Source organism: Streptomyces sp. NPDC050703 (assembly GCF_040654435.1).
Taxonomy (GTDB): domain Bacteria; phylum Actinomycetota; class Actinomycetes; order Streptomycetales; family Streptomycetaceae; genus Streptomyces.
Genome location: NZ_JBFAHX010000067.1, coordinates 1 through 14,501, shown reverse-complemented (window position 1 = coordinate 14,501; position 14,501 = coordinate 1). Strand labels below are relative to the sequence as shown.

The 14,501-nt window shown below is 73.8% G+C and carries 14 protein-coding genes; 5 read left to right on the top strand and 9 right to left on the bottom strand.

Going from position 1 to position 14,501, the window contains the following annotated elements:
- Positions 1 to 4: 4 nt before the first annotated feature.
- The 5 genes from AB0I16_RS34135 to AB0I16_RS34115 all read right to left on the bottom strand — a co-directional run bounded on the left by AB0I16_RS34135 (position 5) and on the right by AB0I16_RS34115 (position 5,478).
- Positions 5 to 1,027, bottom strand: a complete 1,023-nt coding sequence (locus AB0I16_RS34135) for a DUF5914 domain-containing protein (protein ID WP_363253560.1) — start codon at positions 1,025 to 1,027, stop codon at positions 5 to 7.
- A complete protein-coding gene (locus AB0I16_RS34130) occupies positions 1,024 to 2,016 on the bottom strand; it encodes a phytoene/squalene synthase family protein (protein ID WP_363253559.1) in 993 nt (330 codons plus the stop codon). Before AB0I16_RS34130 ends, AB0I16_RS34135 begins: the two co-directional genes overlap by 4 nt.
- Entirely contained in the window at positions 2,013 to 3,524 is a 1,512-nt protein-coding gene (crtI, locus tag AB0I16_RS34125; protein ID WP_363253558.1) for a phytoene desaturase family protein, read from the bottom strand. The genes AB0I16_RS34130 and crtI overlap by 4 nt, the downstream gene beginning before the upstream one ends.
- Positions 3,521 to 4,774: a polyprenyl synthetase family protein gene (locus tag AB0I16_RS34120; RefSeq protein ID WP_363253557.1), complete on the bottom strand. Its 1,254-nt coding sequence runs from the start codon at positions 4,772 to 4,774 to the stop codon at positions 3,521 to 3,523. The genes crtI and AB0I16_RS34120 overlap by 4 nt, the downstream gene beginning before the upstream one ends.
- 161 nt (positions 4,775 to 4,935) lie before the next feature.
- Positions 4,936 to 5,478 (bottom strand): hypothetical protein, encoded by a 543-nt coding sequence (locus tag AB0I16_RS34115; RefSeq protein ID WP_363253556.1) that lies wholly within the window; start codon positions 5,476 to 5,478, stop codon positions 4,936 to 4,938.
- 466 nt (positions 5,479 to 5,944) lie between these two features.
- Between AB0I16_RS34115 and AB0I16_RS34110 the strand changes: the two genes are divergently transcribed.
- From AB0I16_RS34110 to AB0I16_RS34100, 3 genes are all read left to right on the top strand, one after another.
- Complete coding sequence (locus AB0I16_RS34110; RefSeq protein WP_363253555.1) at positions 5,945 to 6,682, top strand: trypsin-like serine protease; 738 nt, start codon at positions 5,945 to 5,947, stop codon at positions 6,680 to 6,682.
- 259 nt (positions 6,683 to 6,941) lie between these two features.
- Positions 6,942 to 8,180, top strand: a complete 1,239-nt coding sequence (locus tag AB0I16_RS34105) for an MFS transporter (protein ID WP_363253554.1) — start codon at positions 6,942 to 6,944, stop codon at positions 8,178 to 8,180.
- 125 nt (positions 8,181 to 8,305) lie between these two features.
- Positions 8,306 to 8,719, top strand: a complete 414-nt coding sequence (locus tag AB0I16_RS34100) for an SRPBCC family protein (protein ID WP_363253553.1) — start codon at positions 8,306 to 8,308, stop codon at positions 8,717 to 8,719.
- Between the two features lie 39 nt (positions 8,720 to 8,758).
- Here the strand turns inward: AB0I16_RS34100 and AB0I16_RS34095 are convergent, their stop codons facing one another.
- The 3 genes from AB0I16_RS34095 to AB0I16_RS34085 all read right to left on the bottom strand — a co-directional run bounded on the left by AB0I16_RS34095 (position 8,759) and on the right by AB0I16_RS34085 (position 10,782).
- Positions 8,759 to 9,742: a TIGR03557 family F420-dependent LLM class oxidoreductase gene (locus tag AB0I16_RS34095; RefSeq protein ID WP_363253552.1), complete on the bottom strand. Its 984-nt coding sequence runs from the start codon at positions 9,740 to 9,742 to the stop codon at positions 8,759 to 8,761.
- Positions 9,743 to 9,854: 112 nt separating this feature from the next.
- A complete protein-coding gene (locus tag AB0I16_RS34090) occupies positions 9,855 to 10,457 on the bottom strand; it encodes a GNAT family N-acetyltransferase (RefSeq protein WP_363253551.1) in 603 nt (200 codons plus the stop codon).
- A gap of 151 nt (positions 10,458 to 10,608) precedes the next feature.
- Positions 10,609 to 10,782, bottom strand: a complete 174-nt coding sequence (locus tag AB0I16_RS34085; RefSeq protein ID WP_363253550.1) for a CsbD family protein — start codon at positions 10,780 to 10,782, stop codon at positions 10,609 to 10,611.
- Positions 10,783 to 11,182: 400 nt separating this feature from the next.
- On the opposite strand from AB0I16_RS34085, the gene AB0I16_RS34080 reads away from it, so the two are divergent.
- Positions 11,183 to 12,382 carry an aromatic acid exporter family protein gene (locus tag AB0I16_RS34080; protein ID WP_363253549.1) on the top strand — a complete coding sequence of 400 codons (1,200 nt, stop codon included), beginning with the start codon at positions 11,183 to 11,185 and terminating at the stop codon, positions 12,380 to 12,382.
- 570 nt (positions 12,383 to 12,952) lie between these two features.
- On the opposite strand, the gene AB0I16_RS34075 is transcribed toward AB0I16_RS34080, so the two are convergent.
- A complete protein-coding gene (locus AB0I16_RS34075) occupies positions 12,953 to 13,693 on the bottom strand; it encodes an NAD(P)H-binding protein (RefSeq protein WP_363253548.1) in 741 nt (246 codons plus the stop codon).
- Positions 13,694 to 13,807: 114 nt separating this feature from the next.
- On the opposite strand from AB0I16_RS34075, the gene AB0I16_RS34070 reads away from it, so the two are divergent.
- Entirely contained in the window at positions 13,808 to 14,296 is a 489-nt protein-coding gene (locus tag AB0I16_RS34070; protein WP_363253547.1) for an Rrf2 family transcriptional regulator, read from the top strand.
- Positions 14,297 to 14,501 lie beyond the last annotated feature (205 nt).

The following is a 14,501-nucleotide window of genomic DNA, read 5'->3' as shown; positions in this document are numbered from 1 at the left end:
CCGCTCAGCCGGGGAACCGCCCGCTGCTCCGCAGCTCCCAGCGCCGCTCCGCGTAGGCGATGTCGTCCCGCCACAACCTGCCCGCCGCGGCCCGCACCAGCGGCCGGACCAGCGGCGCCGCGGCCCTGGCGAGCGCGAAGCCGCGGCGGTCGGACGCGGCGACGACGGCCTCCACGACGGCGGTGCGCGGCCGGCCCGCCGCGTCGTGGCCCAGCGGCGTCGCGTGGGTCTCCACGACGGAGCCCTCGCCCTCGCCGCGGGTGATGCGCATGACGACGGTGCGCGGTCCGGGCGCGGTGAACTCCGCGCGCACCGGCACCACCGCGCGCCCCGCCACCTTGAAGGAGACGTCCACGGTGAACGCGTCGTCTTGGGCGCCTCCTTCGCGGACGTCGCCACCCGGGGCGCCGACCACGGTGAGGTCGGCGAAGGAGTACGGGTGGAACCACGCCCCGTGCCACGGGTCGAGGCGGTTGGCGACGACGTCCTCCGGCTCGCAGCGCCCGACGACCGTGCAGACCGCGGCGAGGGCGTCGGCCGGGCGCGGCCGTCCGGGGACGACCGGCCGCGGCAGCGGGTCCTCACCGCCGGCCTCGTCGAGCCTGACCCAGAGGAGCACCCCGTCGTCGTACGCGGGATAGGGGACCCAGCCCGCCCTGGCGCGCCCGTCGAGGGCGAGGCCGTGCCAGCGGCAGATCAGCGTGCCGCAGCGGACGGGCCCTTCCTTCAGGGGAGCGCCGAGGTGCGGGCAGCTGCCGGGTCCCGCGCGCAGGACGCCGTCGGCGTCGCGCCAGGCGACGACCTCGGTGCCCGCGACGGTACGGCCGAGGGGGCGCTCGGCCGTGACGTCCCCGCTGCCGCCGATGACGTACCAGTTGCCGGACGGGCGTGCCTGGGCCCGTTTCAGGGCCGCGGCGATGACGCCGGGCCTGGCCTCGCGCCAGGTGGGCCGCTGGCGGTCCCAGGGCACGGGCCCGCGGCGCAGGCTGAGCGGCAGGCGCCCGGCGGGGGAGCGGCGGCCCTTCATGCGGATTCCTTCCGGAGGAGGCCGCGGGCCGGGGCCGGTTCCGTACCGCCGGACACGCGGTGGCGCAGACGGGCCGCGGCGAGGCGCAGCAGGCCGTCCGCGGCGACCGCCGCCCGGCGGCGGCCGGGGACGCGGGACCGGTGGTGCAGGACGGCGTACCCGCCGTCGGCGACGGCGTCGAGGATGCCTCCGTAGAGCACGAAGGCGGTGCGGACGCAGGGGCGGGAGAGAGGGTCGAGCATGGCGAGCCCCGGGGCCGCCTCGCGGTAGACGCCGCGGGTGAGCGCGGCGGCGGCCTTGAGCGCCCGGGTGATGCGCCGGTCCCGGCGGCCCGTGTCCCTGCTCCACCGCAGGAGGGCGCGGTCGACGCCGTGCGCGGCGAGCAGGTCGCGGGGGAGGTAGACCCGGCCCCGGTCGAGGTCCTCGCCGACGTCCCGCAGGAAGTTGGTGAGCTGGAAGGCCACCCCGAGCGCGGCGGCGTGCGGGGCGGCCTCCTCGCGGGGGACGACGGTGCCGAGCACGGGCAGCATCTGCAGGCCGATGACGGCGGCCGAACCGTGCATGTAGCCGCGCAGCGCCGCGTAGTCGGCGTACTCGGCGACCTCCAGGTCCTGCCGCATGGACGCCATGAAGTCGGTGAAGTGCTCGGCGGGGATGGCGTAGCGGGCCGCGGTGTCCCCGAGGGCGGCGACGACGGGCTCCTCGCCGCCGCCCGCGCGCAGTCCGGCCGCGAGGTCGCTCCCGAGGCGGTCGAGGGAGGTGGCCCGTTGCGCCGGTGTGGCCAGGGAGCCCAGGTCGTCCACGATGTCGTCGGCCCAGCGGGCGAAGCCGTACAGGGCGTGCACGGCGGGTCTCCGCTCGACCGGCAGGAGCCTGGTGGCCAGGAAGTAGGTGGTGCCGTGGCGGGCGTTGAGGCGTCGGCAGTGGCGGTAGGCGGCGCGCAGCGCGGGGTCGGTGATGCCCGCCGCGTCGAGTTCCCTGGCGGTCATGGGCGCGGCCTCCCCGCGACGGGGCCCCGCCGCCCGCCCGTGACGCGGGCGGCGGCCAGCTTGCCGGAGATGAGGACGGTGGGCACGCCGACGCCCGGCGTGGTGCCGCAGCCGGCGAGGACGGCGTTGACGGTGCCGCGCACGAGGTTGCGCGGCCGGAAGGGGCCGGTCTGGGCGAAGGTGTGGGCGGCGGAGAACGGCGTACCCGCCGCGTGCCCCTGTGCCGCCCAGTGGACCGGTGTCACCAGGCACTCCTCCTCGATCGCGGTGGCGAACCCGTCGAGTCCGCGCCATTCGAGCGCACGCAGGAGGCTGTCACGGTAGCGGGGCGCGAGGCCGCGCCACTCCGCGGTGCCCGGGCCGATGTCGGTGTTGGGGCAGGGCGCGAGGACGTAGTGCAGATGGCGGCCCGGTGGCGCGAGGCCCGGATCGGTGGCGGTGGGGCGGGTGATGAGCAGCGAGGGGTCCGACATCAGGCGGCCGGTGCCCGTCAGCTCCCGGAAGGTCTCCTTCCAGGCGGCGCCGAAGGAGATCGTGTGGTGGCCGAGGCCGGGCCAGGTGCGGTCGGTGCCCGCGTGCAGGACCACCGCGGACGGCGAGTGCCGCAGCCGCAGCGGACGCCGGGGCCGGTGCCCGAGCAGGCGGTAGGCGACGGGCAGGTCGGGGGTGAGGACGACGGTGTCGCAGGGGATGCGCCCCTGCTCGGTGATGACGGCCGTGACGCGGTCCCCCGAGCGTTCGAGCCGGGTCACGTCGTGCCCGTAGCGGATGTCGGCCCCGGCGTCCGCCGCGGCGGCGGCCATCGCGCGCGGCAGGGCGTGCATCCCGCCGCGGGGGAAGAAGACCCCGGCCACGGTGTCCATGTACGCGATGACGGCGTACGCGGCCAGGGCGCGGGCCGGGGGCACGCCCGCGTACAGGGACTGGAAGGAGAAGACGCGGCGCAGCCGTTCGTCGGAGAGGAACCGGCCGATGCGGGCGTCGAGCCTGCCGAAGCCGCCGAGGGCGGCGAGGCGGGCCAGGTCAGGGGTGAGCAGGTCGAGCGGTGAGTCGAAGTTGGCGTCGATGAAACGACGCGTCTGCACCTCGTACAGGCGGGTGAGCCAGGCGCGGAGCCGCCGGTAGCCGATCGCCTCCCTGGCCCCCGCGAAGCGCGCCACCTCGGCCTCCATCTCCTCGGCCCCGGTGTGGACGTCGAGTTGGCTGCCGTCGGCGAACCGCGCGCGGTAGGCGGGGTGCAGGGGGAGGAGTTCCAGGTGGTCGCCGAGTTCCCGGCCGACGGCGGCGAAGGCCTCCGCCACGAGGTCGGGCATGGTCAGGACGGTCGGCCCGGTGTCGAAGCGGTAGCCGCCCCGCTCCAGGATTCCCGCCCGGCCGCCGGGGTGCGCGGCGCGTTCGACGATTGTCACCTCGCGGCCCGCGCCGAGCAGGTGCAGGGCGGCGGAGAGCCCGGAGAGACCGGCCCCGACGACCACCACGCGGGAGGTGGGTCCTTCGACGGTCCTCATCGGCGGCCCGTTCCCGAGCAGGGGCGTACGGGGTCGGGGCCGGTCCCCGCGGTGCTGTGCTCCGGGTCCGGTGGCCCGGCGCCGGCCCCGGAGGGCGGCACCCCCGCCGCCGCGCCGAGGAGTCCGCGCAGGCGCTGTGCGGCGTGCGGGGTGAGCGCGGCACCGTCGAGGCAGCGCAGGCTCCGCTCCGCGAGCTGCTGAATTCTGTCCCGGACGACCCCGCGGGCACCGGTCGCCACGAGCACGTCACGCACCCGGTCGAGGTCGTCCTCGCCCGCTTCCCGGTTGCCCACGGTCTTCTCCAGGACGGTGAGCGACCGGTGGTCCGCCGCTGCCGTGGCGCGGGCCCGCGCCACCTCGACCAGGTAGGTCAGCTTGCCCTCGCGCAGGTCCTCGCCCGACGGCTTGCCGGTGCGGCGCGGGTCGCCGAAGGCGCCGAGCAGGTCGTCGCGGAGCTGGAAGGCGAGGCCGGCGCAGCGGCCCGCGGAGCAGAGCGCCTCGGTGGCCGCCTCGTCCGCCTCGGCCACGGCCGCGCCCAGGGCGAGGGGGCGCTCCACCGAGTACAGGGCGCTCTTGAGGGAGGCCGTGCGGATGGCCCGTGACACCGAGCGGGCCTCGGTGGCCTGGCCGTGCAGGTCCAGATACTGCCCGGCCACCATCTCCGTCCGCATCGCCTGCCACAGCTCGCGGACGCGGTGCTCGGCCGCCGGGCCCAGCGCGGTCGCGGTCACCACGTCGTCGGCCCAGGCGAGCGCCAGGTCGCCGACGAGGATCGCGGCGGACCCGCCGAACGCCCGCCCGGTGCCGTCGGGGCGCGCGTACTGCGCCGACAGGTCGCGGTGCACGGACGCGCCGCCCCGGCGCAGCGGTGAGCCGTCCATGACGTCGTCGTGCACGAGCGCGCACGTCTGGATGAGTTCGAGCCCGGCGGCGATCCGCAGCGCCGCCTCGGTGCGGGCGGCGTCCGCCGGGCCGCCGCAGGCCCGCAGGGACCACCACAGGAACTGCGAGCGCATGCGTTTGCCGCCGTCCAGCGTGAAGCGGGCGACGCGCCGCGCCACGTCGTCGGCGAACGTGGCGTCGATGTCCCGTGCGGCGTCGAGCCGCTCGCGCAGGATCTGGTCGAGCGTATGGCCCACCGACGCGGGGACGTCGGTGTCGACCAGGTCGGGCGTGCGGGCGCGCCCGTGCCGGAGGTCCGGTTCGCCGTCGCCGCCGACGGGAGCGGCCTGCGTCCGGGTGCGGCACATGAAGGGCTACCTCTCGTCGCGTTCGGCCGGTGGAAGCTTGCGGGCTCATACCGCCCGAGCACGTCATTCGGATGCAGTCGCGGAGCCGCGCCCCGGCCCGGCGGGGAATCGTCCGGGGCCGGTCGCCGTCCCGCCAGTCCATCACGCGTGGGGCCCGCCGCTCAGGAGCCACGCGCCGGGGTCCGCCCACTGAGAGCGGAGCGCATGTACCGGAAGCGGTCCATGGCGATGTGCCGCGCCCACAGGACCCAGCAGCAGAAGGCCAGGACACCGGCCGCGAAGAACAGCGGGAGGGCCATCGAGCCGGTGGTCGTGCCGAGGACGAGCGTGCCGACGGCGATGAGCCCCATGAAGCCCAGCCAGTAGGGGAGCCACCGGCTGCCCCGCTCCATCTGGCGGAGCTGGGCGGTGACGAGCCGTCGCATGGACGCCCGCTCCTCGGGGTCCCGCGGCACCTCGCGGTGCCGGATGCGGTGGTTGAGGTCGGCGACCTTGCGCGGGTCGGTTCCCGCGGCACGGCCGGCCCTGCGGCGCTGGGCGACGACGAACGCCATGGCGATGCCGGTGTAGAGCCCGCCCTTCACCGCCCACCAGGCCGGATGTTCGCCGGGGCGGAGCAGGGCGGTGACGGCGGCCGTCAGCATGAAGATCAGGATCGCCTGCGCGGTCAGACTGCGGTCGAGCCTGCGCTTGAGGGCGCGCATGGCACGTACCTCCTCGGAGTCGAAGGGATGCCGCTCGGCGGTGGACGCCGCCGTCGTCCCCGGGTACCCCGCCGGGACCGGCCCATTGCGCCACCAGTGGTCCAGACCTGAAACAGCCCCGTTTGATCATGCGTCAATTCGCAATGCTACGCACGTAGACATCAAGGGCCCCGAACGGTCGTGAAGCGCGCTCACCTCGGGCGGACGTCGGAAAGTGATCGAAGGTCAAGTAGCGACAGCGAACTGCGAAAGGGGCCCGCGGCAGCCAACATCCCAACGGACCCATGGAATTGACGGCCGCCGACCCCTTGCGGCCACGACGCATCCTCTGCCACATTCACCCCAGCCGAAATGGCATGCACGCGCCATGGTCGACCCGCTCGTGGCGCGCGCGTCGTCGCTGCATACCTATGCGGCCCGCAGTCCCCACCCGGGACGTTCCACCCCCACACGATGGAGTTCGAACATGCGCATATCGAGACTCGTCCCCGCCCTCGCGGCCACCGCCATGGCCGTCCTCGGACTGGCTCCCACGGCGGCGGCGCAGACCGCGGCGAACACCGCGGCGCCCAGCGTGGCGGCCGTCGACTCGCCCAAGCCCATCATCGGCGGCGGCTACGCCTCCAACGCGCCCTGGGCGGCCCGGCTCTTCTCCAACGGCCAGCAGACCTGTAGCGCCACGATCATCGCCCCGACCTGGATTCTCACCGCGAAGCACTGCGTCAGCGGCGGCAACCTCTCCTTCCGCATCGGCAGCCTCGACCAGACCTCCGGCGGCACCACGGCCAACGGCATCAGCATCCGCAACCACTCCGGTTCGGACCTCTCCCTGGTCAAGCTCGACCGCTCGGTCTCCGGCAGCTACGCCCGCCTCGGCAGCCCGGGCTCCGTCTCCGTCAACCAGACCGTGCAGGTGTACGGCTGGGGCGCCACCTCCCAGTGCGGCTCCGAGATCAACTGCCAGTCCCGGCTCCTGAAGGTCGCCAACGTCGTCGTCTCCGGCGGCTGCCGCGACGCCTACCAGGGCCAGGCCATCTGCGCCCGGCGCGGCGACGGCATCACCGCGGGCGGCGACTCCGGCGGCCCGATGATGGCCAACGGCGTCCAGGTCGGCGTCGCCTCCACCAGCGACCGCCAGACCACCACCGCCTACACCAACGTGACGGCGTACCGCTCCTGGATCCAGAGCATCGCCGGCGTCTGACCGACCGGGGCCGGACCGGTGACGGCTCGCACCGCGAGCCGCTGACCCCGCCCGGCCGCGCGTACTCGTCGGGTCCGTCACCGACGAGTACGCGCACGCCCCCCGCCCGGCGGGGACCGCCTCCCCGTCGGACGGACCGGGGCCGAGGCCCGTCGGACGGACCGGGGCCGTGAGGGTGACGTCGCGTACCTGCCAGCTCTCGCCGGGCGGAGACGGTGCACTGGGGTCATCCCACTGGCCCCGCACCGGAGACGGACCCATGACCCCGACACCCACCGCCGACTCGCGCGCCCACACCCCGGACACGCTCGGCGCTCCCGGCCCGCCGACCCGCTCCACCCCGGCCGGTTGGCTCGCGGTCCTCGCGGTCACGCTCGGCCTCTTCTCCATCGTGACGACCGAGATACTCCCGATCGGCCTGCTCACCTCGATCGGCGCCGACTTCGCCGTCTCCGACGGCAGGGCGGGCCTGATGATGACGATGCCCGGCCTCCTCGCCGCGGTCTCCGCGCCCCTGGTGACCGTGGCGACCGCGCGCGCCGACCGGCGGCTGATGCTCTGCGCCTTCATGCTCGTCCTCACCGCGGCCAACCTCCTGGCAGCCGTCGCCACGGACTACTGGCTCGTCCTGGTCTCCCGGGTCATGGTGGGCGTCACGATCGGCGGCTTCTGGTCGATCGGCGTCGGACTCGCGCGACGCCTGGTGCCCGCGGCCTCGGCGGGCCGGGCCACCGCGGTCGTCTTCTCGGCGGTACCGCTCGGCTCCGTGCTCGGCGTGCCGGCCGGCACCCTCGTCGGCGACCTCGCGGGCTGGCGGACGGCCTTCGCCGCGATGGGCGCGCTCTCCGCCGCCGTGCTCGCCATGCTGCTTCTGGTCATGCCACCGCTCCCGCCCCTGCGGGCCACGCGCCTCACCGTGCTGCGCGGGGCCCTCGGCGGCGGCACCGCACGCCTCGCCCTGCTGCTGACCTTCCTCGTCGTCCTCGCCCACTTCGGCACCTACACCTACGTGGCGCCGTTCCTCGAACAGGTCACCCACGCGGGCCCGGTCCTCGTCACCGTCCTCCTGCTGCTCTACGGCGCCGCGGGCATCGCCGGGAACTTCGCCGGGGGCGCCCTCGTCACCCGCAGGCCCCATCTCGCGTTCGGCCTGGCCGCCGCCGTGATCGCGGCGGTCACCCTCCTGCTGCCGCTCCTCGGACGCGGGCAGCCGGGCGCCGTCCTGCTGCTCGTGCTCTGGGGCCTCGCGTACGGGGCGGTGCCCGTGGCGTCGCAGACCTGGTTCGCCAGGGCGGCACCCGACGCGCCCGAGGCCGCTTCGGTGCTGTTCACCGCCTCGTTCCAGGCGACCATGTCGCTCGGGGCGCTGACCGGCGGGATCGCCGTCGACCACACATCGCCGAGCACGCTGATGGTGCTCGGCGGCGCCACCGCCCTCCTCGCGGTCGCCGTCACCCGGGCACACCACGCACGGCAGGGGCGGGAGCCCGTGTCGTGACACCGGCCGAGCGCGCGACGGGGCGGCGATCGGGTGGTTCTGCGCGGGCGCGGCTTCAGCTCCGGAGAGCCGGGCATGCGTTGTCACGTGTTCCGTCATGTCCCCAGCCGATGAGAGGTACCGCGATGACCGAGTACGAGCGTTCGCGCACGATGCCCGCACTGCCGGAGCACGTCTTCGACCAGGCCGCCGACGTGAGCCAGCTCGACGCGTGGCTGCCGCGGGAGCTGCACGTCGACGCCGGGGAGCTGCCCGCGGTCACCGTGCACGAGGACCGCACCGACCAGGACGTGTCCGCCCTGCTGCGCGCCAGGAAGGACCAGATGCGCCTGGAGTGGGGCACCCGCGAGCAGGGCAGTTACACGGGCTGGCTGCAGGTCGCGGGCATGGGCACGGGGACCAGCGAGGTGACGGTGCACCTGTCGTTCTTCGAGGACAGCCACGACCCGGGCGAGGAGGCCGTGCACCGTGCCCTCGACAGCAGCCTGGAACGCCTTGAGGAGCAGGTGCGGCTGCGCGTCGACAACGCGGCGGGGTGAACGTCGGCTCCCGCCGCCCGGGCGGGAGCCGACGAGGGGTCAGGCGCCCCGCGTGCCGCTCGGCCGCAGGGCCCGCATGCGGCCGTCCAGCTCACGCCGGTAGAAGTCGACGAAGCCGTCCGGGTCGGGGCCCGCGTTCTGCATGACCAGGCGGTCGAAGCCCGCGTCGACGAACTTCTGCGCCACCTCGACGTACCGGGCGGGGTCGTTGCCGCAGGCGAACTTCTCCAGGACGTCCTCCTCGCGCACGGTCGTGGTGGCGGCGTCGAAGTTGACCGGGTTGGGCAGCTCGCTCATGACCTTCCAGCCGGTCAGCGCCCACCGTGACGTCTCCAGGGCGGCCTTCGCCCCGGTGTGCTCGTCGGGCGCCCAGGCCATCGGCACCTCCGCGTACGCCGGGCCGCTGCCGCCCGCCTCCTTGTACTGCCGGACGATCTCCGGCTTCTCCTCCGTGGCGAACAGGCCGTCGCCGAGCTCCGCGGCGATGCGCGTCGACGCCTTGCCGCTGGCCGCCACCGCGATCAGCGGCAGCTCGTCGGGGAGGTCGAAGACGCGGGCGTCCTCAAGGCGCAGGTGCTTGCCCTCGTAGGACCGGTAGCCGCCGCTCCACAGCAGCCGGATGATCTCCAGGGCCTCCCGGAACATCTCGTGCCGCGTGCTGACGGCGTCGGGGAAACCCCGGCCGACGACGTGCTCGTTCAGCCGCTCGCCCGAGCCGAGGCCGAGCACGAAACGGCCGTCCGACACCAGGGAGAGGGTGGCGGCGGCCTGGGCGATGATCGCCGGGTGGTAGCGCACGGTCGGGCACGTCACCCCCGTCGCCAGCTCGATGCGCGAGGTCTTGGCGGCGATGGTGCCGAGCACGGTCCAGGCGAACGGGGAGTGGCCCTGATTGTCGAGCCAGGGGTGGTAGTGATCGCTGATCTCGACGAAATCGAAACCGGCTTCCTCGGCGAGGACCGCCTGCCGAACCAGTTCCTTGGGGCCGAATGCCTCGGCGGCCAGCTTGTAACCGATCTGCATTGCTCGCTCCTCGTTTCCTCGTACGGCGGAATCGTTTTCGTCCGCACCGAGGTACCCGGCGATTCCGACGCTTAACGCGCGCCCGTCCTCCCCATTCTCTTCATCCGGTCGGTCACGCCGCATCCCGAGGCGCACGCCGCATGGCCCACAGCTCGGGGCCGCCCCCGGGCAGTCGCGTCTCCTCCACCACGGAGAAGCCGAAGTGCTCGTAGAAAGGCAGGTTGGACGGCTTGGAGGACTCCAGGCGCACCGGCATGCCGGCCGCGTCCGCCCGGGCGAGTCCGGACCGCAGCAGGTTCGCCCCGTGCCCCTGGCCGCGGGCGGCCGGGTCGGCGCCGACGACGGCCAGGTACCAGTGCTCCTCCTCCGGCGCGTGCTCGGCGGCGGCCTGGGCGGCCTCACGGAACGCGGCGGCGCGGTCGCCGAGGATGGACTGGAGCTCCTGGATGGTCTCCGCGTCGGGCACGGCCTTCGCCCGCGCCTCCGCCGGCACCCAGAAGGCGACCGCGGCGTCGGTGCGCTCGCAGACGCCGTGGTGGACGTACTGCCTGGTGAAGAGCGTGGAGAAGTACCGTCCGAGACCCTCCCGGCGCGAGGCGTCGTCGGGGAAGAACCAGCGCATCATCGGGTCGTCGTCGAAGGCGTCGGCGAGGACGCGGCTGATGAGCGGGGCGTCGTCGAGCGTCGCCGGCTGCGGGCTGTTCGATATCGGCATACGGGCATTCTGCACCGCTGATGATCTTGGGCCGAGGCGGGGGTGCCGAGATGCTGAGCCGGGGGTGCCGACATGAGGCGGGGCGCCCCTTCCTGGAAAGGGGCGCCCCGCCGCACGGTGGTGCCGGACCCGGGGTCCGGTGGTGCCGGCCTCAGTGCTTGCCGGTGTCCTTGATCTTCTCCTTGGCCTGCCGGGCGTCGCCCTTGGCCTGTTCGGCACGGCCCTCGGCGGTGAGGCGTTCGTTGCCCACGGCGCGGCCCGCGGTCTCTTTGACCTTGCCGCTGATCTGCTCGCTCTTCGCCTGGGTCTTCTCGTTGGCGGCCATGTCGCCCACCCTCCAAAGGTTCGGAATTGTGTGCTGCGATTACGCCTGGCCGCTCATCGATGACGTAAACGTGCTCTCGTCGAAAGATCCGGCGAAGAATCCGGTGACCCGGCGTCCTCCGAAAGGTCACCAGGCGTCGTCCCCCGAAAGGTGACCCGGCGTCCCCCGAAATGCGGGAGGAAAACCCGATACTCGGGCGCGTGCCGCCGCGTGGGCCGGGGAAACCGGTGGACTGGACGGCCGGGGCGGTGTGACCGCTCACCCGCCGGGGACCCGAGTGCGGGCCCGGGGCGACCCCGCATGCGGGCTTCCGGGCAGAGCCGCAGGATGAACTCGGCGATTCCCCCCGGGCGCGGCCGAGAAGGAACAGCAACGGAACAGATCGGAACGGAGCACGGCCATGGTCGGCGACGACGAGGGGCAGCGGACCCCGGGCGCTCTCCGGCGCTGGACCAGCCGGGCGTGGGAGTGGTGGCAGCGGGCCCTGGAGACACCGGGCTACGAGCGGCACACCCTGCTGCTGATCTTCAAGAGCACCCTGGCCGCGACCCTGGCGTGGTTCCTCTCCTACGACGTCCTGAACACCCCGTCACCGGCCTTCGCGCCGTTCTCCGCGGTGCTGATCATGCAGGTGACGGTCTACCGGTCGCTGCTGCAGTCGCTGCGGTACCTGGCGGCCGTGACGGTCGGCGTGGCGATGGTCGCGGGCCTCGGCTTCCTGATCGGCTCGGATCTGCTGACGTTCGTGCTCGTGGCGGTGGTCGGCCTGACCATCGGACGCTGGCCCGCGCTCGGCTCCCAGGGCTCCCAGGTCGCCACGGGGGCGTTCTTCGCCTTCTCCACCTACGCCCTCGCCTCCACCGACAGCCAGAAGATCACCCAGCTCGGCCAGATCATCCTGCTCGTCCTCATCGGCTGCGGCATCGGCGTCATCGTCAACCTCACGGTGGCCCCGCCGATGCGGTTCCGCAGCGCGGAGTACGGCCTGCGCACGCTCTCGGCGGCCCTCGGCGACCTGGTGGGCGACATGTACCCGGTGCTGCGCGACAACGAGATCGACGCCGACCACTGCGGCCAGTGGCACAGCAGGGCGGAGCAGACCGGCGGCATGATCACGCAGGCCCGGGACAGCTTCCGCACGGCGGAGGAGAGCCTCTACTACAACCCCCGGCTGCTGCTGCGCCGGCGACGCGGCGGCCCCGTCTCGTTCGAGGGGTACGGGGCGGTGCTCGAAGCGCTGGTGCGCGCGCTGTACCAGGTGTCGTCGCTGACCCGCAGCCTGGACCAGTGGACCGAGCAGGAGGCCAGGCTCGACGACGGCGCGTTCTTCCGCCGCTACGCCGACTTCCTCGAAGGCCTCTCGAAGATCACCGACGTGCTCGCCGAACTCGACGAGGACTCCCTCGCCGAGCAGTCCCGGCGCCTGGACGGCCTGGCCGACGACGCCCAGAAGTTCGCGCGCGAGGTGTCGGAGGAGGCGGCGAGGTCCGGCCTGCCGCTCGCCGACCCGACACGCCCGTACGGCGTCCTCGTCATCGAGGCGAACCGCCTCATGGAGGAGTTCCGGCACACCTGCGACGTCCTGCGGGACAGCTGCTGACCGCTGGACGGGAGCGGAGCCCGGCCGGATGCCGTTTTCACCCGTTTGTTCCCCCGGGGGCCAGGGCGCCCGATCCACGCACCGATCTTGGGCGGCACGAGAACGCGGCACGCGCGCCACCGTCCATGTCCGACTTCCGCAGGAGGCATCCCGATGCACGAGGGCCGGCACGACGCCCGCACGAGCGGCCCGCGCGACACACCGCAGGTCACGTCCGAGCCCACGCCTCCGCTCCCGGGGGGGGCAAGCACGGCCCGCCGCCCGGCGTCGAGGCCGACATGTCCCCGCGCCCCCGGTACCAGGCACCGCGGTACAAGGCCGCCGCCCGAGGAGCAGCAGGACGCCGAGGAGGGGAGACGGACACCCGCTGAACAGCGGCCCGGCAGCGCGGGGAGCCGGGCCGTGGCGATGCGTCCGCGCGTGCTGACCCTCGACGAGCCGACCGGGGACGGCCGTGGTGCCGGCGACCCTGGCGGACCGGTGGGCTCCTGGCCCGAGCGGGCCTGAACCTGCCGTGGGGGCGGCCGTCGCCGCGTACCTGCGCACGCGCGGTCCGGTGAGACGGCGGTCTCAGAGAGCGGACTCCAGCCAGTCCCGGTAGTGCGTGGGGGCCAGACGCGCGCCGGGGCCCGCGACGAGGACGTCGCCCTCGACGGCGCCGAACATGCCCGCCCGCTCGTCGACGACCACCGTTCGCCGGTCCTCGCGGGCCGCCAGCGTGAGGCGGCCGAGCTCGTCGAGGGTGAAGACGTCGGGACCCGCGACGTCCAGGACGCCGCCGAGCGGCTCGCCGGCCGTGACGTCGGCGAGCGCTTCGACGACCTCGGCCGCGGCGATGGGCTGGACGCGGGTGGAGGGCAACCTGACCGTGTCGTCATCGGCCGTCCAGGACATGACGGCGTCCATGAACTCGAAGAACTGGGTGGCCCGCACGATCGAGTACGGCGTGGGCCCGTTCCGCAGCAGCTCCTCCTGGAGCGTCTTGGCGCGGTAGTAGTCGAGCTGCGGCACCCGGTCGACGCCGACGATGGAGAGGATGACCTGGTGGCGCACGCCCGCGCGCTCGCCGGCCGCCAGCAGGTGCCCCGTGGTGGTGCGGAAGAACTCGGGGGACGCCTCGTCGAAGGTGGGGGAGTTCGTCACGTTGACGACCGTCTCCGCGCCGTCGAGCGCCTTGTCGAGCCCCGTGCCCTTCAGGAGGTCGACCCCCGTCGACAGGGCCGCGGCGATCACCTCGTGGCCGGCGTCGCGGAGCCGCGTGACGAGCTGGGAGCCGATGAGTCCGGTACCGCCGATGACCGTGATCTTCATGAGCGTGCCCTTCCGTGGGCGCGTGCCGCCGGGGGCGGCAAACTCGGATATCTGATGTCCGAGATGGTACTCGGATACTCTGTGTCCGAGTCAAACGGAGGGGCGGAAGAAGGCATGAAACTGTCGGGTGGCGTGGAATGGGCGCTGCACTGCTGCGTGGTGCTGACCGCGGCGACCGAACCGGTCCCCGCGGCGCGCCTCGCCCGGCTGCACGACGTCTCGCCGAGCTACCTGGCCAAGCAGATGCAGGCGCTCTCCCGCGCGGGCCTCGTCAGGTCCGTCCAGGGCAAGACGGGCGGGTACGTGCTGACCAGGGGCGGCGCCGAGATCACGGTCCTCGACGTGGTGCAGGCGGTGGACGGGGCGAGCCCGGCGTTCACGTGCACCGAGATCCGCCGGCGCGGGCCCTTCGGCACGCCTCCCGAGCAGTGTGCGGAGCCGTGCCCCATCGCCCGCGTGATGTCCGCGGCGGACGCCGCCTGGCGGGCGTCGCTCCAGGGTGTCTCCATCGGTGACCTCGCCGCCACGGTGGCGCGGACCAGCGGCCCCGACGCGCTGCCGGACATCGGGGCTTGGCTGAACTCGGCGGGCCCGGTCGCCTGAACCCGCCCCGCCCAGGCGCCTGAACCCGCCCCGCCCGGGTGAGCGGCCCCTGCGGCCGAGCCGCGTCACTCCCGCGCCGGACCGCGGTGACCGGCCGGTGTGCGTGACACGCACGGCCTAGGTGTATTGACCCGCAGGGTTGTTGACGCGGTTGATGGGCGGCTGGCCGCCGAGTGCGGTGTGGCAGCGGTGGTGGTTGTAGGTG

Bases quoted from the DNA above. Each gene is read 5' to 3' on its own strand.
- AB0I16_RS34085 (WP_363253550.1), bottom strand. From the start codon at position 10,782: ATGGCCGCCAACGAGAAGACCCAGGCGAAGAGCGAGCAGATCAGCGGC.
- AB0I16_RS34135 (WP_363253560.1), bottom strand. From the start codon at position 1,027: ATGAAGGGCCGCCGCTCCCCCGCCGGGCGCCTGCCGCTCAGCCTGCGC.
- AB0I16_RS34120 (WP_363253557.1), bottom strand. From the start codon at position 4,774: ATGTGCCGCACCCGGACGCAGGCCGCTCCCGTCGGCGGCGACGGCGAA.
- crtI (WP_363253558.1), bottom strand. From the start codon at position 3,524: ATGAGGACCGTCGAAGGACCCACCTCCCGCGTGGTGGTCGTCGGGGCC.
- AB0I16_RS34105 (WP_363253554.1), top strand. From the start codon at position 6,942: ATGACCCCGACACCCACCGCCGACTCGCGCGCCCACACCCCGGACACG.
- AB0I16_RS34075 (WP_363253548.1), bottom strand. From the start codon at position 13,693: ATGAAGATCACGGTCATCGGCGGTACCGGACTCATCGGCTCCCAGCTC.
- AB0I16_RS34100 (WP_363253553.1), top strand. From the start codon at position 8,306: ATGACCGAGTACGAGCGTTCGCGCACGATGCCCGCACTGCCGGAGCAC.
- AB0I16_RS34095 (WP_363253552.1), bottom strand. From the start codon at position 9,742: ATGCAGATCGGTTACAAGCTGGCCGCCGAGGCATTCGGCCCCAAGGAA.
- AB0I16_RS34070 (WP_363253547.1), top strand. From the start codon at position 13,808: ATGAAACTGTCGGGTGGCGTGGAATGGGCGCTGCACTGCTGCGTGGTG.
- AB0I16_RS34130 (WP_363253559.1), bottom strand. From the start codon at position 2,016: ATGACCGCCAGGGAACTCGACGCGGCGGGCATCACCGACCCCGCGCTG.
- AB0I16_RS34080 (WP_363253549.1), top strand. From the start codon at position 11,183: ATGGTCGGCGACGACGAGGGGCAGCGGACCCCGGGCGCTCTCCGGCGC.
- AB0I16_RS34115 (WP_363253556.1), bottom strand. From the start codon at position 5,478: ATGCGCGCCCTCAAGCGCAGGCTCGACCGCAGTCTGACCGCGCAGGCG.
- AB0I16_RS34110 (WP_363253555.1), top strand. From the start codon at position 5,945: ATGCGCATATCGAGACTCGTCCCCGCCCTCGCGGCCACCGCCATGGCC.
- AB0I16_RS34090 (WP_363253551.1), bottom strand. From the start codon at position 10,457: ATGCCGATATCGAACAGCCCGCAGCCGGCGACGCTCGACGACGCCCCG.